The organism is Aquimarina sp. BL5, from assembly GCF_003443675.1.
Lineage (GTDB): Bacteria > Bacteroidota > Bacteroidia > Flavobacteriales > Flavobacteriaceae > Aquimarina.
Window position 1 is genome coordinate 4,479,791 of record NZ_CP031963.1, and the last position, 23,491, is coordinate 4,503,281.

Sequence of the window (23,491 nt, forward strand, 5' to 3'; positions counted from 1 at the left end):
CGGTTAGGAAGTGTTTATTTTCGGTTGTAAACGTTTGTAGTCGTTTGAAAACAGTTAAAAACATGGTTTTGACTAAAAAAATGATACCTTAGAAATATTAATAAACAGTGTATAAAAACTTATGAATGATTCAATTATAGCAGTTTTAAAAACAATCTTTGACAGGGATTTGACAAAATTGAAAGCAGAAGTGAATGCGTATTCCAAAGAAGAAAATCTATGGATCGAAACAAAAGAAATCAGTAATTCTGCTGGAAACCTATGTTTACATCTTGTGGGTAATCTCAATACCTATATAGGTGCAGAATATGGTAAAACTGGATATGTAAGACAAAGAGATAAAGAGTTTTCGTTAAAAAATGTACCAAGATCACAGTTAATAGCTATGGTAAATGAAACGATGACTATTGTACAAGATGCGTTGGATAAGGTAACACAGGAAGACCTACAAAAAGAGTATCCTAGAGTACTGATGGATAAGAACCCAAGTACGTTAAGGTTTTTTATACATCTTACAACACATCTAACCTATCATTTAGGTCAAATCAACTATCATAGAAGAATACTGGACGTTTAGTTTAGAAACGTTAATATGATCTTAGAATAAAAAAAGTTTTGATATACTATTGTTATCGGTAATTACAAAAACTCATCAATTTTAATATGAAACAATATGACTTCCTAAAAAACAAATACGGTAAAAACTTATTAGTTGATTTGGGGAGAATTGAAACATTAGAAGGATATGTACTTTCTAATGAACAACATTTCATTACATTTTACGAAGTCTTATTCATCTCAGAAGGTAATGGATTCTATAGTTTGGATAATCAAAAAGTTCCTTACAAAAAAGGAACTGTTATAGTTACACTTCCTAACCAAATACGAAAATGGGAAGTTAGCAAACCCACTAAAGGTTTTAGTTTTTTCTTTGAAGGAGAATTTTTAAACACATTTTTTAGAGACGATGTGTTTTTGAATCGCTTTATAATATTTTCCTATAATCGTCCCTCAATTCAAGTCCAATTAAATAAATCAAACTTCAAGAAATGCCAATGGGTTTTTAAAGAAGTAGAAAAAGAATTTAATTTACTAAAAGGAGACAGTTCACATATTTTTAGAAGCTTGCTTTATTATTCCATTAGCTTAATTGATAGAATTTACCGTGAAAAAAATCAAACTTACAAATCTGATTATAATCAAATTATATACAGGTTTCAAAAATTATTAGACAAACATATTATTGAATGGCATACTGTTAGTGAATATGCTTCGGCTCTTAAAATAAGTCACAACCTATTAAATAAGTTATGTAAAAAATATTTATTAAATACTGCACTACAAATTATACATGAACGCTTAATGATCGAGGTAAAAAGAGAGGTGTTATTTTCAAACAATACGGTTAGTGAGATTTCGAATCGGCTTAATTTTTCTGATGTTTCAAATTTTAATCGTTTTTTTAAAAAAATGACAGGTCAAACTGCAAATCATTTCAGAAAAACAATCTGACCTAGCTACCTACTGTTTTATTACATTTTTTATAATACCACCATCAAATGCTAATATAGGATTCGCATCACCATATTTGACAATAACTGATGAAGCACAAGTGTTTGTATTAAAATTGTAGACTAGAGTTATAAAATTTTTCAATTTTGGTTCATTCCAGTTAACCATATAAACTCCAGAATCTAACTTTCTTGATTTATAAACATAAGTCTTTGGTGGCTTCCCAGCATTTCTTCCTGCAATCCATTGATAGGTTAATTTTCTTCCATTAAATGAAATATCGACAGCAGCTCCTGTCTGATATTGATAAGTAAAATTATATCCGTCTAACAAATACTCTTCTTTATCCAAGCTATTCGATGTTTGAGAAAAAGAGAAAAGACTAAAAACAAGCATTACTAAAAACAATATTTTTTTCATAACTATAAAATTTAAATTAAATTATCACAGCAAAGAAATGAAGGTTTGAAAAGAAAAAACAGGTCAATTTTCAATAAACACTATCTATTTTATTAGAAAAAAACCGATAATGATAGTTCTAATTAATTATGGTTTCTGTCCTAGACGAAATGTTTGTTAATTTATATTATAATAAAAGATTTTTCTTATACCAGATTTACCATCCTTTAATTCTAAATAACAACATAATAATAGCCCAATTAAAACGTAAACAAACGTCAACTTTTCAAAAACCAATTGAACTAAGCTAAAGATTGTTTTATCAAAATAATGAAAAAGCAACCCTATTAAAAGAAAACTAGAATTCATCAATTAACTTTAGATGTTGTGAAAATTCTTATTTGATATTTTTTCTTAAATAGATATTTAAATATTATTTCACTTCTAATCTTTTTTTATTTATTATTAATTAGCACTATTAAGATTATAATACTTTAAGGAAAAATAGTTCTAAGTTTTTTCTGTGCTTTTAATTCTACAAAACGATGTGTTAAATATGAAGAACTAATTGTGGCGAAAAATAAAACAGTGAGCCAAATAAAATGATCTATAGAAGTGGGCTCACTCTCTGGATAATCTGGTTTATAATATAACTCAACCCACATTCTTCCGAATCGCATCAACCAAAAAATGTGTATTAAATAAATGGAATAGGAAAGATCACCTAAAAACACAAAAGGTTTTGCATTCAGTATTCTAGATGGCAAACCATTGTTTAATGCAGCACACAATAAAAAAGCCGAAAAAAAAGGAATTATTAAAATTAAATAAATATCAAAATGTAAATTAAGTACTACTCCAATTCCAATTAAAAACATCATCCAATCACTAGCCCAAATGGATTGAGTGTTGTTGAGACTTTTATAGAATTGATAGATAGATACGCCTATAGAAAATTCGAATAAGCAGCGAAAAGTACTAGTGATTCTCCAAATTGGAGTACCTGCTGCATATTCTTTAGTAAAATGGTGTATTAATATTAAAGCAAAAAGACTTACAACAAGTGCTAAAGCAGTAATTGTATTTTTATTCTTATTAATAAAAGGGATAACTAAAATAGCTAATAGGTATATCCACCACTCCGAAGCTACTGACCAAGAAGGTACATTCCAAGACCATCCATCAATAAGACCTATGGCATCAAGGAAAAATAATTGCAAAACAAAATCATTAAAACCAGAAGGTGGTTTTAATTTATCTGCAAACTCAGGAACAAAGACAAGTAATGCTAAAAAATGAATTGCAAATAAAATCATGATGAAAAAATGCAATGGATATATTCGACTAAATCTTGCCCAAATATATTTTTTAATTACCTTTTTGTTTAAGTTACTCAATTGTTGACTGTACACATGACATATTACGAAACCACTTAGAATAAAGAAAAAATCTACCCAAAGGTCACCACGAGCTATAAAAAAGGTGCTATTTGTCGATATCAACCTAGGAAAACCTTGCATCATTAAAAATGCATCATAGTGAAAAAACATTACCATAATTGCAGCAATACCTCGCAATGGTGTGAGAGAATCTATAAATTTTATTTGTTTCATTTTGCAATATTTTTATTCATATAGTTAACTCAATTCATAAACTAATGGACTAGATTTAACAGAAGCCTCACAATTATCAAAAAGCAAGCGACAATAAAAAAAATTATTATATATAAAATATTAATATACCAATAGTTACCTCTAATAAATGAAGATCTTAAAAGAATAAACAGGTCAATTTTCACTAAATACTATCTATTTTAGATTTATTAGAAAAAAACCGATAACAAGGGCTATAATTAATACGGGGTTTGGGGTTTAATCCAAAGTTTAGTGTATTTTTATAAAGTCCGCCAAATCTTTTTGATTTAGCATTAAAATAAAAAATTAAAGCAAAATAAAAAGTTTTGGCTAAGTGCTTAATCGGAAATTAAGTAATTTTAATTTCCGTATTAACCATAGCCGAACCGTTGTGGGTAATTCTCCACATAAAGAAACTCTATTAATTTCTTTTGCTAACGTTACGAAGTCCCGAACTTTATTGTGATCCTATGAAAGGCCGATTTTTAAACTGATGCATAATAGCTCGGGCGTAATTCTGGTTGAAATGTAAAAGCCTCTGAATTCGTGGTTCAGAGGCTTGTTGATAATTTCAGTGGTGGAACTGATTGCTCAGTTACCCCGTTCAGAATAATTTTCAAGTACAAAGTTACATTTCCTTAGGGTCATTTTTTATGAATCTTTAATTTTTTTAAAATGGAAAGAAAAATGAAACTAGGAATGGATGTGGTGAATTTCAATGCAGCAGGAATTGATATTGGAAGTCGTTCTCATTATGCTGCTATTGGTCAAGAGTTAGAAGATGTAAAAGAGTTTGGCGTATATGCTGAGGATTTGACTTCATTATGTGAGTGGTTTGTGAGCAACGATGTAACTACTGTAGCTATGGAATCTACAGGAGATTATTGGCAGAATCTATATACGGAACTTATTAGTTTTGGTTTTGAGGTAGTACTAGTCAATGGGAAATTCACTAAAAATGCCAAAGGAAAAAAGACCGATGTGAAAGATTGTAGATGGATACAAAAACTACATACTCTTGGGCTACTTACGGGAAGTTTTCTACCAGATCTTGTTACTGAACATTTACGAACATATTGCCGACAAAGAACAAATTGGATTGAACTTGCTTCATCTGCAACACATAAAATGCAGAAATATCTAAAACTACTGAACTTCAGATTGGATGTAGTAGTCAAAGATGTTTGCGGACTTACTGGAATGAAAATCATTGAAGATATCTGTAAAGGTAATCTTGATCCATATAACCTAGCAGAACATCGGCATTTTAACTGTAGAAAACCTAAAGAAGAAATTGCAAAAGCGCTACACGGTAATAATAGAGAAGACTTCCTTTTTGGATTGCAACAAGAGCTCAAAAGTTATCAATTCTTCCAAAGAAACATAAAAGCTTGTGACAAAAAGATTGAGCAGTTTATAAAACAAGAACTCAAACAATATCCCGAAAGAAAAAAACTCAAAACAACAGAAAAAACTTATAAAAGAATCAATAAAAATGCTCCTAAAATTAAAAATATGAATCAAATTGCTTTTAGATATTTTGATGGTGTTGACCTTTTTGCAATTGAAGGATTGAGTCATTCATCCATTCTTAGCATTATGAGCGAAATTGGACCTGAAGGTTTTAAAAAATTCCCTACTGCTAAACATTTTACCTCTTGGCTAAGGTTGGCTCCCAACAACAAAATATCTGGAGGAAAAATACTAAGTAATAGAGTGCCCAAAGGAAGTAACAGACTCAAAATAGCACTCAGGCAAGCAGCAAATGCTATTGGAAACTTAAAAGATACTCATCTTTCTGATTTTTTCAGAAGAGTAGCCTACAGGAAGGGAAGGCACTCAGCGGTAAGCGCAACAGCTAGAAAGTTGGCAGTAATAATATGGAATATGATAACTAAGAAAATACAATACCAACCGCCTAAACTATATTTATTCCTCGATCAAAAAAGAAAACTAGGGCTTGTCAAAAGAATTAAAAAACAAATCGATAAATTTGACTTAAAACCCGAAGATTTAGGGTTTAACAACAGCATAATAATCAATAAACAAAATTGACGTTAGTCAGAATTGAAAAAACTTAAAATTGATAAAAAAAATAACATTAATCGGATTTGTTTTTCTTTTGGTTAGTTGCTTCCCTGTTGAAACCAAGAATGCTGAGAAAGCTTATAAATATTGGTCTCGTAGTGAGATCCCAAATGAAATTGAATTAATTAAAGGTGAATATTATCAATCACCACATTTTTCACTCGAATATGAGCTATTTCTCAAATTTAAATCTGACAAAAAATGGTTTGACAAATTTGTTAAATATAACGGACTTGAAATTGACACAATCAGAAATGATTGGAAAAATTGGACTGAACTGCCTGAATGGTTTGAACCTGACCAAAATTTTCTAATTTATGCAAAAGATCAAACAAACGAATTTGAACGCTCAAGATATTTACGAAATCCAGAAACTGGAATAAGCTATATCTATGAAACTGTTGGAATGTAAAAAAAAACGAACGTACAACAACATATATGTGATTATAGCAGTTCGGTGATAAATCGATTGGTTCATGTATATGTAGTAAGGTGCAATGCTTGCAGAAAGGAAAAGTTAGCAACCAATGCGTAAAAAATCGAAAAGCAAGGTAACATTTTGCCCTGCTACGACACATATATTAAACGTTATGCTAAAAAAACTATTAAAAATACTATTGGTTTTGATCTTACTCATTGCCATAGGTGCGGGATATCTTTATTTCAGATTGCATAATAATATAGAAAATGTTCTTGAAGCAAAGAATGATTGGCGGAGTGAAGTATTAGAGTTTCCTTTAATATTTGCGGGGGATTTGGATTATGAAGGAGAAGAACATATTCGATTTGCTCCGGGTTGGGGAGAAACAAATACCGAAGATTATTTTTCTTATGTTTTTCTATGGGTCTTAGAGGAAAACCCAACATTAAATGAAAGGGTATTAGAAAACATAATGAATATTTATTTTGACGGACTTATGAATACTGGAGCCATCACGAATTTTAGTTTCTTTAAAGATATTCCAGAGACACAATCTTTGATACAGAAAATTGAAGACAATCATTATAATGGTTCAATAAAACTTTATGATGAATTTTTTGCAAAGGATATGATTACGTTAAATGCAAATATCAAATATGAATATTGTAATGCTAGAAAAAAACATTTGGTCTGGTTTTACTTGTCTCCTAAAGAAACAAATCACCCAATTTGGAATCAGCTAAAAGAAGTACATTTAAATATCGAATGCCAATGAAAACAAAGTTTTTTTTTTAAGTAACACTTTGTTAATAGTATTTAAAAACAGAAGAATTTGAAAGAAGAACACCAGGAGTATTATAAATCATATATCAAATTATTTCCTGATTTGAACTCGGAAGAATTGAGTTTTTTACGTTCATATCTGACTATAGAAGAATATGATAAGAAAGAATTTTTATTCAGGAGCGGAGAAGTTCAGAAAGAAGTTGCATTCGTGTGTAAAGGTCTCTTAAGACGATATTATATTAATGAAAAAGGAAATAAGATAACTACAGGTTTTGTAAACGAAAATAATTATGCCACAGATTACCCGGCTTTTATTAGACAAATACCATCTAAGTACTTTATCGAATGCTTGGAACCATCTGTTATTATAAAGTTACCTTATGATAAAATTCAAGAAGGGTATAAAAGGTATAAGAGAAGCGAGATGTACGGAAGATTAATTGCCGAATATGTATTGACTTTCCAAACAGATAGAGTAGAGAGTTTTCTATTTAAAAATGCCGAAGAAAGATACTTAGACTTTGTAGCTCATAATAAAGATATCATTAATAGGATAAGCCTATCTCATTTATCAACTTATTTAGGGATAGAACGCCAATCTTTGAGTAGAATACGAAGTAAAATTGCAAAAAGATAGTTTTTGTCACATATGTGTCAGGTACATTATTTAATTATATCACATTTTTACGGTATAAATTTAAATACAGTAAAAATGATTACTCATAGAACAATATTAAACACAACAGTTTCCTTATTATTTCTTTTTTGTGGGTTAGTGTCTTTTGGACAAGAAGCAGTAATAGAGGCTACTATTCATAAAGGAATACAGCAACAAACAGATAAAATCTTTGACGATCTTGTACAGATTCGTAGAGATTTTCATATGAACCCAGAAGTCTCAGAACAGGAAAAAAGAACAGCTCATAAAATCAAAGAATATTTACTCTCTATCGGATTAGAGGTTAAAACAAATATTGGAGGGAATGGTGTTGTTGGTATTTTAAAAGGAGCAAAAGAAGGAAAGAAAATTGCATGGAGAGCAGATATTGATGCGATGCAATCTGATATACCAGATATGGTAGATTTTAAATCAAAAAAAGAGGGTGTTCGCCATATTTGTGGACATGATGTGCATGCCACTATCGCATTAGGGATTGCTAATGTACTAGCGAGTCAAAAAGATCAATTAGAAGGAACGGTTTATTTTATTTTTCAACCTTCTGAAGAGAATTATAAAGGAGCAAAGGCAATGATAGAAGATGGCTTATTTGATATCATTAATCCAGATGAAATATATGGAACACATATCGCTCCACTTCCTGCAACAATGATTTCAACCAAACCAGAATGGCTATTTGCTGATTATAAAATGATAGAAGTGGTTTATAAAAACTCAGCTGATAATGACGCTGTGCTTGAGTACACCAAAACATTGCTTAAAAGCTTTCAAAATGTAGCGGCTGATAGTGAGTTTTTTGATCCGCAAAGTTTATTAAGTCCTGCTATTGGTTTAGCAAACCCGAATACTATTTTTAAAGATTATATAACGGTATATGATAATTTTGATATTAAAAAGACGGATGATCTAATATCAATTAAAACGTACGTTGGCTCTAGTATCTTTAATGAATTAGCTAAAATTTTGCCTCAAGTAAAACAGAAGATTAAGTCATCAAAATATTCAGAGAAGTTGGTAAATGTATCGTATTCTGGGGATCGAGCGAATCTTATGAATAATAAAAAGTTAACGAATGAAACTATGAATTCCATTTCTGCAGTTTATGGACAGCAAAATGTAATCAGGCTATATGGAGAAATGCCAGACGGTCGTGGTGATGATTTTGCTTATTTTCTAGAAAGAGTGCCTGGTGTATATTTTTTCTTAGGAGGTTCTAATTTTGAAAAAGGAATTATCTCGATGCCGCATGCTCCAAATTTTGCAATTGATGAGAATTGTATTAAGACAGGAGTAAATTATTTCGCGTCCATGATTGCCGAAAGATTGGATCAATAAGTACTCATAAGTCTTGAAAAGATGAAGGTTCCACGGCTTTGTTATTATTATAAATATTAAATAAATATAGTATCTTCATAACAAATTCCTAGTTTGTCATGAAGATATTATGTATAGTAATTATTCTAGCTTTTTGTTTTGCTTGTTCTAGTAATGACGATACTTTGATAGAAACTGCTCCGTCCTTTTTGTTTGAGGACGGGTTCGAAACTCAGAGCAGTAGTGTTGACGAGCTTTTTCTTTCAGATAATAGTAGATGGTCTAATATACAGCAATCAAACCCTTCAGATCAAATAAATGAGATTACAATCTCTAATACTACGCTCTCAGAAGGAAACAATGCATTGAGGATATTTGCATTTAAATCAGATAATCTACTATCAAAAATGGATATTGAGAAAGGCGAGTTTAAGGCTTTTGTAGGTGATAAAGTTATTATCCAGGCAGATTTTTATCTAAACACTACTGCTAACATTGAAAATCTTTTTTTGATTGATCTAGAATGTTGCTCTTGCTGGGACCCTTTAGTAGATGCCGATCCATCATCAGATGGAGATAACCAATGTCCAGGACTTCGGTTAAAGATGTCAGGTGGAAACGATTTCTTGTCTATAGAAAGAGGGAAAATTTCTGCAAGTACTCTTGCTCAAACAACATTTCAATTTCCAAGAAACGAATGGGTTTCTATTCGTTGGGAATTAACTTTATCTGATAATGAGGATGGAGTGAATAAGCTAGTTATAAATAATAATGACGTTATCACAAGTAATGGCATGAACATGCCCAATGCAGCAATTTTTAGAGAAGTCTTTGCCGAAAATGGAATCGATTTTAATTTACAGGAACCCACTTTTTACGAAAGAGTACAAATAGGAGCTACGGCTAATCCAACAACTGAAGATATAGAACTTTTTGTAGATAATTTTTCTATTCAAATTAATTAGGAATTGTATTGTTTTTAAGATGTTTAGTATGATACGACCATACAACGTACACGATAAAAAAGAATTATTTGATATTTTTAAACTAAATACTCCTAAATATTTTGATCCAAAAGAGGTGAACGATTTTGAAGAATATTTAGAACAGCATAGTGTTACTTATTTGATAATTGAATATGAAAACAAAATCGTTGGAGGAGCAGGATGTAATTTTCGAGAAAAAGATAATACAGGCCGAATAACATGGATATTTTTTCATCCTAATTATACTGGATTGGGACTAGGGAAAAAGATGGTAGAACATTGCTTGTCAATTTTGAAATTGAATTTAACATTAGAAAAAGTAGTTGTAACTACGTCGCAACTTGCATATAAGTTTTTTGAGAAATTTGGATTTAGTTTAAAAGAAACAGAACAGAATTATTGGGGGCCTGGTTTAGATCTGTATCTAATGGAATTACCGATAGATAAAAATTCTTAAGTGACTAAAACTGTCGAAATTTATAATGGATTCTTTTCGTGAATGCAGGTTGGATACAGTATATTTATCATAGGATTCTAAAATAGATATCCAAGGAACATTTTTCTCATTCACACAATGATAGATAAACTCTTAGAATCTGAATTTTCTTTTGGTCAGCCCGAAGTTAAAAGATTAAACGGCTATGATAATGTGAATTATATTGTCAAAACTAAATCTACGCAATATGTTTTTAAAACGTATTCTTATAATAAAGAATTACTGGCTATTCTTGAAGCAGAAAACGAGACATTGCTGAACCTTCAGAAAAAAGAAACGGATATATTTCCTAAGCCAATTCCTTTTACAGATGGTACTTTTATAAAAGTATTACATATCGATGGATCTAAAACTATCTGTAGAATGCTTTCGTTTTTGGAGGGTAAATTTTTAGGTGATATAGAATCTACAGAAGAACTATTTTCGTCATTGGGAACCTTTCTTGCTGAAATGGATATTAAATTCCAAAAATTTGATAGTTATGTGCTTAAAGCAAGACAATGGGAATGGGATATTCAATATGTACATTTAAATAAAAAATTCCTTAACGATATTCCAGATACTCATAATAGAAATGTTGTAAACTATTTTTTTCAGCAGTTTGAAGAAAATGTAGTTCCAGTATTGCCGGAATTAAGAAAACAGGTGATTCATAATGATGCCAATGAATGGAATGTTTTGGTTCACAACGAGAGAGTTTCAGGAATTATCGATTTTGGAGATTTAGCACATTCGCATTTAATCAATGAATTAGCGATTGCCATTACCTATGCGTGTTATGATAAAGAAAAGCCTTTAGATTGGGTACCAATTATTCTAAAAGCGTATCACAGCGTTCTTCCTTTGGAAGAAAAAGAAATTAAAATCTTGTATTACCTGATCGCCGCAAGACTTTGCACGAGTGTATGTAATTCTGCGCATTCCAGAAAAATAAATTCTGATAATGTATATGCTACTGTTAGTGAAAAATCTGCCTGGCAGATGTTGCACAAATGGTTAAGAATCAGTCCAATCGGAGCAGAGAACGTATTTAGGAAAGCAATAGGATTGTCGGTTCATAAAATACCATCTACTGAAGAAGAGATAAAAAGAAGACATCAGTATATAAGCCCTATTCTATCCCTAAGCTATAAAGAACCTATTTTTATGAATCGTTCGGCTTTTCAATATATGTATGATGTTAATGGAAATACCTTTTTAGACGCTTATAATAATATTCCACACATCGGACATTCACATCCCAAAGTAGTGGAAGCTGGTCAAAGGCAAATGGCTCAATTGAATACGAATACCAGATATCTTTATGATCTATTACCTACCTATGCCGAAAAGTTGTTGTCAAAATTCCCAAATACGCTCAACAAAGTGTTTTTTGTAAACTCAGGAAGTGCAGCTAGTGATCTTGCGATGCGAATGGCGTATGCACATACCAGACATAAAAAAATAATGATCATGGAACATGGATATCATGGTAATACCCAGATTTCTATTGATATCAGTGATTATAAATTCAATAACCCAAAGGGACAAGGACAAAAAGAATATATTCTAAAAACTCAAATTCCGGATACCTACAGAGGTAAACATACTGGACAAAATGCAGGTAAATTATATGCTGAAGAAGCAGTGAAACAAATAGAAGATACTGATCATCCTATTGCAGCTTTTATTACAGAACCTGTCGTAGGATGTGGTGGACAAGTACCTCTTGCAGAAGAATATCTAAAAGAAATATATCCGGTGATTAGAAAACAAGGTGGGATTTGCATTAGTGATGAGGTTCAAACAGGCTTTGGTCGTTTGGGAGATCACTTTTGGGGATTTGAAGCGCAAGATGTTGTTCCGGATATGGTTATTGTCGGGAAACCAATTGCAAATGGGCATCCAATGGGAGCAGTTATTACTACCGATGAAATAGCCGAATCTTTCAGCAAAGGAGTGGAGTTTTTTAGTTCTTTTGGAGGAAACCCTGTTTCCTGTGCCATTGGATTATCGGTTTTGGAAGTAATCGAAGAAGAAAAATTACAAGAAAATGCTAAAGAGGTTGGTGATTATTATAAATCCATCTTATCCGAGCTTCAGAAAAAGTATGATTGTATCGGTGATGTACGAGGATCAGGGTTGTTTTTAGGAATCGAAATCATAAAAGGAAAGAATCGCGAGACCAATAGCATATTAGCACACCATATTAAAAATGAATTACGAGATAAATTCATACTCATCAGTACGGATGGACCTGATGATAATGTGCTGAAAACGAAGCCACCTTTATGTTTTACAAAAGAAAACGCCAAAGAAGTTGTGGATACTATAGATGCGGTATTAGAAAGGTATTATCAAACACAAAAAATGATTTTAAAATAGAAGAAAATGCCTAAGCCAAAAGTAGTCACTACCATAAGTATCATAATTCTTCTATTGCTTTTAGGATGTAAACCGTCTGAAAAGGGTGTGATCACGATTGCTGCAGCTGCTAATATGCAGTTTGCGATAGGAGAAATTTCTAAAATATTTACAAAACAAACCGGAATACAATGTGAACTTGTTATCAGTTCCTCTGGTAAATTGACTGCACAGATAAAAGAAGGTGCTCCATATGATGTTTTTGTTTCGGCTAATATGAAGTATCCAGAAGAAATTCATGCAAACGATTTAGCTGTTCGTCCTCCTAAAATCTATGGGTATGGTCAATTGGTTTTGTGGTCTATGTATGATAATATTCAACCTTCTATAGAAATGTTAAAAGATCAAAATATCAAACACATTGCCTTGGCAAACCCTAAAACTGCACCCTACGGTCAGGCAGCAATTGAAGTGTTAGAAAATAATGGTATGTATAATCAGGTTAAAGGTAAATTGGTATACGGAGAAAGTATTGCACAAACCAATCAATTTATTACCTCAAAGTCTTCAGAGATTGGTTTTACTGCAAAATCTGTCGTATTATCTCCTAAAATGAAAGGCAATGGACACTGGATAGCATTGGATGAAAGAATGTATTCGCTTATTGAACAAGGAGTTGTTATGATTAAAAGAGAAAACCGGAATTTTAAGAATGCTCAACAGTTTTATGATTTTCTTTTTTCGAAAGAAGCCAAAGAAATACTGGAAGATTTCGGATATTTAGTAACTAAATAATGAATGTTTTCTCAGGACATATATCGGATATAAAAGTAAGCGAAAGTTTATCAATGGTCTCGGTTAGATTAAGCGAGCATGTGGAACTTAAAGCTATAATAGTAGAGACTCCAGAAACAGCTTCTTATTTGAAGATAGAAAATGCTGTAGAAGTATTATTTAAAGAAACGGAGGTGATCATCAGTAAGGAAGATACCCTTTCGATAAGTATTCAAAATAAAGTCAAAGCTACTATTAAGGATGTTACAAAAGGAATGCTGTTAAGTAAGTTAATCCTGAAATCGGATATAGGAGACATGATTGCTATTCTTGCTACTGAAGCACTAGATGAAATGATGTTAACAGAAAACCAAGAAGTAATCGCTATGATAAAAGTGAATGAAATTATGATTTCTAAATGATGGATTGGAGCCCAATCATATTAACGGCTAAACTTGCTTTGGTGACTACAATAATTCTATTGATTGTTTCAATCCCTTTAGCATATTGGTTAGCGCATTCTAAATCACGAATCAAACCGGTTGTAGAAACATTAGTGAGTATGCCTTTGGTATTACCTCCAACGGTTCTAGGGTTTTATTTGTTAATGACTTTTAGTCCAGGAAATACTTTTGGTAGTTGGTTGCAAGATTGGTTTGGAATTCGTTTAATTTTTTCGTTCTCCGGATTAGTGATAGGATCCGTTATTTATAGCTTGCCTTTTATGGTTAATCCCATTCAGTCGGGTTTGGCTAGTTTACCTGCTTCGCTAACAGAGGCTTCCTATGTTTTAGGAAAGTCCAAAATTAAAACCCTATTTAGCGTGTTGTTACCAAATATAAAACCTTCATTATTAACAGGAATTGTATTGGCTTTTGCCCATACCGTTGGAGAATTCGGTGTTGTTTTAATGATCGGAGGGAACATTCCAGAAAAGACCAAAGTGGTTTCTATTGCGATTTATGATGAGGTGGAAGCATTGAACTATAGTAATGCACATACGTATTCCCTGATTTTAGTCATCATAACTTTTATAGTATTGTTATCAGTGTATTTGATTAATGGTGGATATCTTAAAAGGTTTTGGAGATGATACAAGCTCATATTTATAAAACACTTAGTACCGCTAACGGAAAGATGCTTCTTGATATTCGGCTGAATATTAAGAAGGGACAATTTGTTACTTTATATGGCCCTTCTGGTACTGGAAAAACATCTACTCTTAGAACATTAGCTGGATTATTATCAGTAGATAAAGGACAAATTGTGGTTGATGATAAAATTTGGTTTGATAGCGAAAAAAAGATAAATGTTAGTCCACAACAACGTAGGGTAGGATACGTTTTTCAGGATTATGCGTTATTTCCTAATATGACAGTGCGAAAAAACTTAGAGTTCGCTCTAGAAAAAGATCAGGATAGAAGTATCATCCAAGAGTTGATTACCATTGTAGAGTTAGAGGAATTACAGCATAGAAAACCTGAAACATTATCTGGAGGTCAGCAACAAAGGGTCGCATTGGTGCGTGCTTTGGTTCGTAAGCCTGAGATCTTACTATTAGATGAACCGCTTTCTGCGCTGGATATTAAAATGCGAACGAAGTTACAGGATTACATTCTAAAAGTACATAGAAAGTATGAACTCACAACAATTTTAGTTAGTCACGATGTAGGAGAGATTATGAAAATGTCTGATGAAATATACTGTCTTGAGAATGGCAAAATCAGTAAACAAGGAAACCCATTATCCATTTTTACTAATGATCAACTTAGTGGTAAGTTTCAGTTTACAGGAGAGGTAATTGCTATAGCAAAAGAAGAGGTAGTCTATATTGTTACTGTGCTTATAGGTACTAATGTGGTAAAAGTAATTGCTCAAGAATCAGAAATTACTGATTTAAGAATTGGAGATAAGGTTATTGTTGCTTCCAAAGCTTTTAATCCTGTTCTTCTAAAAATTGAGAAATAGTATGAGCTTCCAAAAAGTATGCATCCCTCGCGAATCATTACTTTCACAAAGTAATTATGATTATTCGGATAGTTTTAAAGCCGAGTTTACCGATAAAGAAAATACTATTGATATCATCACTATAACTAAAACTTTCTTTTCGGCTTCACCAGGGTGGATTGGAAAATTATTTGTTTTAAGAAATAAGATTGTTTCTGTTTTTGGCTTAAAAACAGGGAGTAAGACCAAGAGTAAAAGAGAATTGTTAAATAATTTTAAAGGACAGATAGGGGAAAGAGTTGGAATTTTTAAGGTATTTGATAGATCAGATAGTGAAATTATTTTAGGCGAAGATGACAGTCATCTTAATTTTAGAGTTTCCCTGTTATTAGGCCCGAAAATCGATGATAAGAAAGATTTTACTATTTCTACGACAGTAAATTTTAATAATTGGTTCGGAAAATTATATTTTCTTCCAGTAAAACCATTTCATAGACTGATAGTTCCCGCTATGTTAAAAAGTGTGATTAAAGAAGTAAAAAAGAGAACTCTTTAATTATCGTACAACAATTTTAAACGAATTTTGGCTACCTAAAGAAGTGATGATTTTGGCTATATATATTCCAGATCCGTGAGAAGCTATATCGATTACTTCGTTGTTGGTTACCATACGATCATATATTTTCCTTCCGACTGTATCATATATTTCTAATTTTTCTTCTAAAGTTTTTTGAGTTTTAATTATAATATTACCAGAGGTTGGGTTAGGGTAAATCTTTGTTGATATGGTTACAAATTCTTCTGTACTAAGTGTGTTTAGACTTTGCGCAAATAACCAATCCCACACATCTTGATTATTATATGTTTTGGTCCACGCATCGTGACCACCATTTCGATATAAAGTAAATGACATTTTATCAGAAGGACTATTAATTCCAATCGCAGATGACCAGATTTTGCTTGTAGTATCAAATTGCATAGTATAATCACTATCTGCAACGGTCCCTCCAGTACCATATGGATATACTTCCATAACAGAGTTACCTGTATTAGCAATTCGATTCATATTGTTTATAGTTTGACCCCTTCCTACGGTTCCGTCACTAAAATTATGATGCGCCCATATAGGAGTTTGTTGCAAAAAACCTGATGGATCGTTTACTCCTCCTGCACCACAGATGGGTATTGCAGCAGCAATTTTCGTATAATCCGCTCTTAACGCATTCCAGGTACTACCTCCACCAGCGCTTAAACCAGTAACGTATACTCTATTCAGATCTATAGGATAATTTGCTATTATATATTCGTACAGATTAGTGAAATCCGAAGGACTAAAAGTACCACTGTTTTTTGGAGATTGAGCAGAAATAACTATTGCAGGAAAATCGGTTCCATTTTCTATCAATTTAGGCGGACCATGCTTTAAAACCTTGTCTAGATTACTATTGCCGTCTCCTCTTTCTCCTTTTCCATGAAAAAACAATACCAACGCATACGTGTTTCCCGAGCTTTGATCAAAGTCAGTAGGTAAATACTCGTAATACCCATTTGGGGCATATGTATTTTCTAAAGTAACGGCAGTATGCTCACCAGCATTGCCGTAAGGAGCTTGTGCCATTATCAATTGACTGGATACTAATAAGAAGATAAAAATACAGGATTGGGACATGGGGATAGATTTCATGAAAATAATCGATTGGTTTATAGTATGAATTATAGCTAAGTTATATATAAAAAGCACTTGTTTTCCCACCCCAAAAGGGCAGTATTTCTTTGTGTTAGAGCAATAACTGTTCAGAATCAGTAATTGAATTACCCTTGTAAACCAATTTCCAGCCTAAGGAATTTGTAAGTATATATATTTTCTGAAGCTCACTAATCAATCTGTTTTCAGCATTTGTTTTTAGGGTAGAAGCTGCTATCTTTTTATTAAGTTGGTGAATAACCTCTTTCCGAATAAGGTTATGGTCTTCAGGATTAAATTGATTAAAAAAATCTTCTTCCAGATCGTGATATTTAATATCTGGGTTTATATTGATTTCAGCTTCCGGAATGTTGGTTATCGTAACTGTTTTATTAGATTGGTCTAAAGTGTGTTCAATTTTACTTAAATCATAAGAAACCGTTACACTAGCATTAACGACAACAATAGCTTTTTTCTCTGCCTTAAGGATATCTAAATAATATTTTTTGGCATCTTTATACGTAATAACTTCAGAGAAGTGCCCTTCGGTAACTACTAGCTTGCCCACATTTTTTATTTGATCTAAAATAAGATCAGAGGACTGTATTTCAGTTTTTTGAGTTTTAGACTGAGTGATAAGATAGTTAATTCCTAAAGCAATGAATGCAGCAATTAATGCACCTAGAAGAAAATTACGCATATTTTTATTGGTCAAGTTTACTATAAATGTACGTAAAAAAAATAGCCTATCTATTAACAGAAAGGCTATGGCGTTATTAAGTATTACAGTAATTATTTAATTTCGGGCGGATATTTTTCTAGTATCTCAGTGACAATTTTATTCATGTTTTGCTGTTTTTTGTCTACTTTTTTTGTTAAAGCAGCCGTTCCCATACCTTGCCAAATCAATTCTTTTTTTGAAGCATCTATCAAGTCAATGTATAAGGTGCCTTCGGTGGTTCTAGACACAGTATTTTGTCCTGCTCCCCAAAACCAAGGATTCCATCCCCATCCGTAACCAAATCCAAAGTTATTTTGATAAATGTTTATGTTTTCTTTAGTTTTAGTAAAGATACTTACTAATAAGTCTGGTTTTTCGGATTTTGTAAATCCTTTAGCGGCCATATCCGCCTCTATAGCTCTTAGAATACGTTTTTTGTCCAGATCGCTAATTTCGGCTTTATCAATTCCTGGTTTAAAAAAGGCATAGCTTTTGTAAGTATTAAAATTAGCTTGTTTATCATAATCAGAAGCTACCCGAACACTGGAACAGGAGCTAAGGGTTATAATAAGGATCAGCGATAATAGAGAGTAAAATTTCATAATCCGGTATTTTGTGTGTTCAACAATATTTTTTAATAAACAGGCACAATAATCATACCATGAGTGCTATAAAAACTGCTCTAAGTATACTTGTTTGTCTTTTTATCATAGCCATAAGGACAATGCCTGCAACCGCTCTCACAGCAATATCCTCTTTTTAAGTGGTATTGTTCTGTAAAACAGCGGTACCCTTCAGGAGTAAGATAGTAGTCTCCTTCCTCAGGTTTTAGTATTTTTTTTGGGTTGTTCATCGCTACAAAAATACTATCTTGCGCTAAGATGCCAATTGTAGTTAACAAATATTTGATAGGTCGTCATTTTGTGGGAATCGCACTTTGGCCATTTATTGTGGTAAAAGATCATCGTCTAAAGAGAGATGAAGTTTTTATAAACCACGAAAAAATTCATTTAAAACAACAGTTAGAACTACTGGTAATTCCATTTTATTTTGTATACCTAACTGAGTATCTAATTCGTTTAATTCAATATCGAAACTCAAAAAAAGCGTATCGCAATATTTCTTTTGAGAGGGAGGCATATGAGATGGAAACTGAACTTTCTTATCTAAAGCATCGAAAATTTTGGAGTTTTATTAAGTACTTATGAATTAAAAAAACCTGTTGAAAATATTTTCAAGCAGGTAATTCAAATTATTTATTAGGAACACACAATTAATAATGTGTGGTCTTTACTCCGTATATTCTAACAGTGGACGTGGCGTTATAATCTTTATTCCAGTTAAAATAGTTACCAGTTTTAAAGTAGTTATCATAAGTATAACCATTCGCATCATAGTCATATTGTGTTACATATCCAGTATTAATCCCTAGGGCAGAACAGTATAGTTTCGTACGTAACCTTCCGTCCTTGATTTCTAGATAAATCGTAAATATATCGTGTCCCACATATCCTAGGTCTTTTTTTACAATGTCTTTACTAGTCCAATCTGTTCTTCCATTTGTTGGTTTTACGTAGTATTCTAGTTTAATTTTTCCCTTGTCCCAAGCCACTTTTACAGTAGCAGGACTGTTACCGCCATATCCGTGTATCTGTGCTACAAATGTTCTTTTGTTACCTCCAATAGATTCTACTTTTAGCTTGGACTCCATTTTGTGATAACCAGAATTCATAGACCAGTTATCAGAAGTGGATTGATTTCCTCTCCAATACTCTCTTAATTCAGTTCTACAGTATTTTTTCTTGTCAAGTCCATATTCTCCTGATGTTGTGTATCCGGTAAATTTAGTTTTGAAGGTATAGCTTCCGTTGCTATTTTTCTTAACATAATAAGACTCATCATTAGTAAAATTTGCAGCTTCTAAGTCTTTATAATATATAGATGTAGCTTTACCGTTACCTCTGTTTATTGGAACTGATAGATACCAGTTTTTCCAAGTAAAATTTCCAGTAGATAGTTTTTGGTCAATATTGTCTTTAATTTCTTCGGTTTCGGAAGATAATTCCTCTGCTAAGTCATTAGAACAACTAGCAAATGAATAAACGAAAATTAGTGTTAATAAAGAATAACAAAATTTAGAAATAGTACTTTTTTTCATAATTATATTATTTTGAGAATTGGTTGACCAATTTATAAAAATAATTATAAAAAAATATGATATTGATAGAAAAATGACTAAAAAAATAATAATTTGATATTTTCAAGACCTTGTGTTTAAATTTTGAACATTCAATGATTGCCTTAGAATATAGTATCTAAGAACGTTTTTTATGGCGAAAGCGTAAAATGTTAAAAAATGAAATTTTATAAAGATGAACCTTGATTTAGTGTTTTTTTTATCGCTTTTTTTGTAAAACCTATCGGATTGGGAATTGTGGTTTTTATAAAATTTTCATTTTCAGTTAATTATTTTGATATAATTAATGTCCAAAAACTTAGCATTCCTGTATAGAATTAATAATCGTAATTTTGCACAACTTTGTATAAAACCGTTACATGCATTTTTTTTCTTCTGAATTGTTAGTGTCTAAAAATCAAGAGATCATTCATCCTACTTTAACGGAGTCCGGAGTATCACTTTATATAAAACGTGAAGATCTTATTCATGAATACGTTTCTGGTAATAAGTTTAGAAAATTAAAATATAATTTACTGGAAGCTAAGAGAAACGGTTGTGATACCATTCTTACATTTGGTGGAGCTTATAGTAATCATATTGCAGCTACTGCTTCTGCTGGGAAATTAGTTGGATTACAAACTATTGGAGTGATCAGAGGTGATGAGTTAGCAAAAGATTTAGATCGTACGTTATTAGAAAATGATACACTTAGATTTGCTTCTATAAATGGTATGAAATTAAAATTTGTTAGCAGAAATGATTACAAACAAAAAAGATCGGAACACTTTTTGGAATCATTAAAAAAGGAATTTGGTTTGTTTTATTGTATTCCGGAAGGAGGAACCAATGATTTAGCAATACAAGGATGTGAAGAAATTCTAACATCCAAAGACGAGATGTTTGACTATGTATGCTGTGCCGTGGGAACTGGTGGAACAATTTCTGGAATTATTAATTCAAGTTTAGGGCATCAACATGTAATTGGATTTCCTGCTTTAAAAGGAGATTTTCTTTCCGAAGAAATTGAAAAGTATACAAGTAAAACTAATTGGAGTTTAGCAAAAGATTATCATTTTGGCGGATATGGTAAAATAAATACAACGTTAATAGAGTTTATCAATACATTCAAACAAGAACAAAATATAGCATTAGATCCTATTTATACTGGAAAGATGTTATATGGTCTTTTTGATAGTATTCAGAACGGGGCTTTTACAAAAAATACTCGTATTTTAGCCATTCATACTGGAGGTTTACAAGGTATTTTGGGTATGAATAAAAAGCTAAGTAAAAAGAAGCTCCCGCTTATTACAATTTGATATGAACGTGAGGAAAATTATAATGTTGTTTTGTGTCACTGCACTTTTGATTTCTTGTGGTGGTAGTAAAAAGGTAGCAACTACCAGAAGGGACAATACTCCTTCTTCAAGAAAAACGGAGATAAGTAGAGAAGTAAAGGAAATCAAGGAGCCCAAAAAAGAAATCAAAAAACCACTTAATACGATTTCCTATAAGGAAAAGGTTCAGAATTACATATTTGAATATGCAAGTATTGCGAAGCATGAGATGACTGAGTATGGCATCCCAGCGAGTATCACATTAGCTCAGGGTATCTTGGAGTCCGGAGCTGGTTATGGTGAACTCACCGGAAAAGCTAATAATCATTTTGGAATAAAATGCCACGACTGGACTGGAGATAGAGTATATCACGATGATGATCGTTCTCAGGAATGTTTTAGGAAATACGAAAAGGCAAGTCATTCGTTTAGAGATCATTCTTTATTTCTAAAAAACAGAAAGCGTTATGCGAAGCTGTTTACATATAAACAAGATGATTATAAATCTTGGGCATATGGATTGCGTGCAGCTGGATATGCTACAGATAAAAAGTATCCGGCTAAACTTATAAGTATTGTAGAAAGATATAAGTTAGATAAGTATGATGCTGAGGTTTTAGGAAAAAAATATGTAGCCAAAAAATCAAAAAAGGAAAAAAAGCCAGTGGTTGCTAAAACAGAAAAAGGAGAATATATTGTTCAGAAAGGAGATACCTTATATTCCATATCCAAAAGATATAATATTAGAGTTGCTGAGCTTAAGGCGTATAATAATTTAAAAGATAATGCAATTGCCATCGGACAAGTTCTAAAAGTAGAAGAACCTGATGATGATTCTGAAGAATTTTAATCCAATATGATTTATAAAAGAAGTAGTGCTCTTTTTGCAGAGGCTCAAAAAGTAATTCCTGGAGGAGTTAACTCACCAGTACGTGCGTTTAAAGCGGTAGGAGGAGATCCAATTTTTGTAAAAGAGGCAAAAGGTGCCTATTTGTATGACGAAGATGGAAATCAGCTGATCGATTACATTAATTCCTGGGGACCAATGATTCTAGGACATGCACATCCGCCAGTGGTGAATGCTGTCATCGAAAAAGCCAAAAAAGGAACCAGTTTTGGAATGCCAACCGAAATTGAAACTAAGATTGCAGAATTAGCGGTATCGATGGTTCCTAATATTGATAAAATACGGTTTGTGAATTCTGGTACAGAAGCCTGTATGAGTGCCGTGAGATTGGCTCGCGGTTATACAAAAAAAGATAAGATCATCAAGTTTGCAGGTTGTTACCACGGACATAGTGATTCTTTTCTGATTCAAGCGGGTAGTGGCGCAGTAACTTTTGGCAGTCCTAATAGTCCAGGTGTTACTGAAGGAACAGCAAAAGACACCTTACTTGCGAGATATAATGATCTGGAAAATGTAGAAAGTATTATTAAATCTAATAAAGGAGAGATTGCTTGTATCATTATAGAACCTGTTGCTGGTAATATGGGATGTATTCCACCGGTTAAGGGTTTTTTAGAAGGATTAAGGTCTCTTTGTGATGCTCACGATATTTTGTTGATTTTTGACGAAGTAATGACAGGATTTAGGTTAGCAAAAGGAGGAGTACAGGAATTGTTAGGGGTAGATGCCGATATCGTTACTTTTGGTAAAGTCATCGGAGGAGGACTTCCCGTGGGAGCTTTTGCTGCAAGAGAAGAGATTATGAATCATTTGGCTCCCTTAGGTCCGGTTTATCAAGCAGGAACATTAAGTGGTAATCCTTTAGCCATGGCGGCAGGATTAGCTATGTTAAGTGAGTTGAATGATAATTCGGGGATTTTTGATAGTATAGATAAGAAGACCGAATATTTACATAAGGGAATTGCTAAGGTTCTAGAAGAGAAAAAAGTAGTACATACCATCAATAGAATTGGATCCATGATCTCAGTTCATTTTTCTGAAAATCCTGTTGTTGATTTCGAAAGCGCTGCAGAAGGTAATAATGAAACTTTTAAGAAATTCTTTCACGGAATGCTGGATCAAGGGATTTATATTGCACCAAGTGCTTTTGAAACCTGGTTCATTACAGAAGCTCTTACCTATGATGATCTTGATGACACTATAAAAGCAGTTTCTATCACTGCAGAAAATTTATAAAAACTTAAAAGCCGATCCAGTCTAGATCGACTTTTGTATATATCTTTT

At 32.3% G+C, this 23,491-nt stretch carries 26 protein-coding genes; 19 read left to right on the forward strand and 7 right to left on the reverse strand.

What is annotated here, in order from left to right:
• Positions 1-121: 121 nt before the first annotated feature.
• Both D1818_RS18585 and D1818_RS18590 read left to right on the forward strand, forming a co-directional pair.
• Entirely contained in the window at positions 122-577 is a 456-nt protein-coding gene (locus D1818_RS18585) for a DinB family protein (RefSeq protein ID WP_118460593.1), read from the forward strand.
• A gap of 86 nt (positions 578-663) precedes the next feature.
• Complete coding sequence (locus D1818_RS18590; RefSeq protein WP_118385764.1) at positions 664-1,512, forward strand: AraC family transcriptional regulator; 849 nt, start codon at positions 664-666, stop codon at positions 1,510-1,512.
• A gap of 9 nt (positions 1,513-1,521) precedes the next feature.
• Here the strand turns inward: D1818_RS18590 and D1818_RS18595 are convergent, their stop codons facing one another.
• Entirely contained in the window at positions 1,522-1,932 is a 411-nt protein-coding gene (locus D1818_RS18595) for a hypothetical protein (RefSeq protein WP_120752635.1), read from the reverse strand.
• A 473-nt stretch (positions 1,933-2,405) separates the two neighbouring features.
• Complete coding sequence (locus D1818_RS18600; RefSeq protein WP_118460595.1) at positions 2,406-3,524, reverse strand: acyltransferase; 1,119 nt, start codon at positions 3,522-3,524, stop codon at positions 2,406-2,408.
• A gap of 696 nt (positions 3,525-4,220) precedes the next feature.
• Here D1818_RS18600 and D1818_RS18605 point away from each other — a divergent pair.
• From D1818_RS18605 to D1818_RS18665, 13 genes are all read left to right on the forward strand, one after another.
• Complete coding sequence (locus D1818_RS18605; RefSeq protein WP_118456823.1) at positions 4,221-5,600, forward strand: IS110 family transposase; 1,380 nt, start codon at positions 4,221-4,223, stop codon at positions 5,598-5,600.
• 28 nt (positions 5,601-5,628) lie between these two features.
• On the forward strand, positions 5,629-6,045 hold the full coding sequence (locus tag D1818_RS18610; protein ID WP_118460597.1) for a hypothetical protein: 417 nt from the start codon (positions 5,629-5,631) through the stop codon (positions 6,043-6,045).
• A 178-nt stretch (positions 6,046-6,223) separates the two neighbouring features.
• A complete protein-coding gene (locus tag D1818_RS18615) occupies positions 6,224-6,829 on the forward strand; it encodes a hypothetical protein (protein ID WP_118460599.1) in 606 nt (201 codons plus the stop codon).
• A gap of 57 nt (positions 6,830-6,886) precedes the next feature.
• Positions 6,887-7,477: a Crp/Fnr family transcriptional regulator gene (locus D1818_RS18620; RefSeq protein ID WP_118460602.1), complete on the forward strand. Its 591-nt coding sequence runs from the start codon at positions 6,887-6,889 to the stop codon at positions 7,475-7,477.
• A 75-nt stretch (positions 7,478-7,552) separates the two neighbouring features.
• A complete protein-coding gene (locus tag D1818_RS18625; RefSeq protein ID WP_158597011.1) occupies positions 7,553-8,854 on the forward strand; it encodes a M20 family metallopeptidase in 1,302 nt (433 codons plus the stop codon).
• 98 nt (positions 8,855-8,952) lie between these two features.
• Positions 8,953-9,798, forward strand: coding sequence for a hypothetical protein (locus D1818_RS18630; RefSeq protein ID WP_118460606.1), 846 nt, complete (start codon positions 8,953-8,955; stop codon positions 9,796-9,798).
• Positions 9,799-9,826: 28 nt separating this feature from the next.
• Positions 9,827-10,276, forward strand: coding sequence for a GNAT family N-acetyltransferase (locus D1818_RS18635; RefSeq protein ID WP_158597012.1), 450 nt, complete (start codon positions 9,827-9,829; stop codon positions 10,274-10,276).
• 117 nt (positions 10,277-10,393) lie between these two features.
• Positions 10,394-12,679 carry an aminotransferase class III-fold pyridoxal phosphate-dependent enzyme gene (locus D1818_RS18640; RefSeq protein WP_118460611.1) on the forward strand — a complete coding sequence of 762 codons (2,286 nt, stop codon included), beginning with the start codon at positions 10,394-10,396 and terminating at the stop codon, positions 12,677-12,679.
• Positions 12,680-12,685: 6 nt separating this feature from the next.
• The gene (gene modA, locus D1818_RS18645) at positions 12,686-13,453 is read left to right on the forward strand and encodes a molybdate ABC transporter substrate-binding protein (protein ID WP_118460613.1); all 768 of its coding nucleotides are present in this window, start codon (positions 12,686-12,688) and stop codon (positions 13,451-13,453) included.
• On the forward strand, positions 13,453-13,854 hold the full coding sequence (locus tag D1818_RS18650) for a molybdopterin-binding protein (RefSeq protein WP_118460615.1): 402 nt from the start codon (positions 13,453-13,455) through the stop codon (positions 13,852-13,854). The genes modA and D1818_RS18650 overlap by 1 nt, the downstream gene beginning before the upstream one ends.
• Positions 13,854-14,525: a molybdate ABC transporter permease subunit gene (gene modB / locus D1818_RS18655; protein WP_118463932.1), complete on the forward strand. Its 672-nt coding sequence runs from the start codon at positions 13,854-13,856 to the stop codon at positions 14,523-14,525. The genes D1818_RS18650 and modB overlap by 1 nt, the downstream gene beginning before the upstream one ends.
• Positions 14,522-15,400 carry an ABC transporter ATP-binding protein gene (locus tag D1818_RS18660; protein WP_118460617.1) on the forward strand — a complete coding sequence of 293 codons (879 nt, stop codon included), beginning with the start codon at positions 14,522-14,524 and terminating at the stop codon, positions 15,398-15,400. Before modB ends, D1818_RS18660 begins: the two co-directional genes overlap by 4 nt.
• Before the next feature lies 1 nt (position 15,401).
• Positions 15,402-15,935 (forward strand): DUF2867 domain-containing protein, encoded by a 534-nt coding sequence (locus D1818_RS18665; protein ID WP_118460619.1) that lies wholly within the window; start codon positions 15,402-15,404, stop codon positions 15,933-15,935.
• Here the strand turns inward: D1818_RS18665 and D1818_RS18670 are convergent, their stop codons facing one another.
• The 4 genes from D1818_RS18670 to D1818_RS18685 all read right to left on the reverse strand — a co-directional run bounded on the left by D1818_RS18670 (position 15,936) and on the right by D1818_RS18685 (position 18,637).
• Positions 15,936-17,063, reverse strand: coding sequence for a T9SS type A sorting domain-containing protein (locus tag D1818_RS18670; protein ID WP_118460621.1), 1,128 nt, complete (start codon positions 17,061-17,063; stop codon positions 15,936-15,938).
• Between the two features lie 94 nt (positions 17,064-17,157).
• Complete coding sequence (locus D1818_RS18675; RefSeq protein ID WP_118460623.1) at positions 17,158-17,763, reverse strand: DUF4230 domain-containing protein; 606 nt, start codon at positions 17,761-17,763, stop codon at positions 17,158-17,160.
• A 92-nt stretch (positions 17,764-17,855) separates the two neighbouring features.
• Positions 17,856-18,386, reverse strand: a complete 531-nt coding sequence (locus D1818_RS18680) for a DUF4136 domain-containing protein (RefSeq protein WP_118460625.1) — start codon at positions 18,384-18,386, stop codon at positions 17,856-17,858.
• An 80-nt stretch (positions 18,387-18,466) separates the two neighbouring features.
• Positions 18,467-18,637: a DUF5522 domain-containing protein gene (locus D1818_RS18685; RefSeq protein ID WP_158597013.1), complete on the reverse strand. Its 171-nt coding sequence runs from the start codon at positions 18,635-18,637 to the stop codon at positions 18,467-18,469.
• A 28-nt stretch (positions 18,638-18,665) separates the two neighbouring features.
• Between D1818_RS18685 and D1818_RS18690 the strand changes: the two genes are divergently transcribed.
• A complete protein-coding gene (locus D1818_RS18690) occupies positions 18,666-18,992 on the forward strand; it encodes a hypothetical protein (RefSeq protein ID WP_118460629.1) in 327 nt (108 codons plus the stop codon).
• A 65-nt stretch (positions 18,993-19,057) separates the two neighbouring features.
• Here D1818_RS18690 and D1818_RS18695 read toward each other — a convergent pair whose 3' ends face one another.
• On the reverse strand, positions 19,058-19,942 hold the full coding sequence (locus tag D1818_RS18695) for a polysaccharide lyase family 7 protein (RefSeq protein WP_118460632.1): 885 nt from the start codon (positions 19,940-19,942) through the stop codon (positions 19,058-19,060).
• 398 nt (positions 19,943-20,340) lie between these two features.
• Between D1818_RS18695 and D1818_RS18700 the strand changes: the two genes are divergently transcribed.
• Genes D1818_RS18700 through hemL form a run of 3 tightly spaced genes read left to right on the forward strand, consistent with a single transcriptional unit; the run spans position 20,341 to position 23,443 of the window.
• The gene (locus tag D1818_RS18700) at positions 20,341-21,282 is read left to right on the forward strand and encodes a 1-aminocyclopropane-1-carboxylate deaminase/D-cysteine desulfhydrase (protein WP_118460634.1); all 942 of its coding nucleotides are present in this window, start codon (positions 20,341-20,343) and stop codon (positions 21,280-21,282) included.
• A gap of 1 nt (position 21,283) precedes the next feature.
• Positions 21,284-22,150, forward strand: a complete 867-nt coding sequence (locus D1818_RS18705; protein WP_118460636.1) for a glucosaminidase domain-containing protein — start codon at positions 21,284-21,286, stop codon at positions 22,148-22,150.
• Positions 22,151-22,156: 6 nt separating this feature from the next.
• Entirely contained in the window at positions 22,157-23,443 is a 1,287-nt protein-coding gene (gene hemL / locus D1818_RS18710; RefSeq protein ID WP_118460638.1) for a glutamate-1-semialdehyde 2,1-aminomutase, read from the forward strand.
• Positions 23,444-23,491 lie beyond the last annotated feature (48 nt).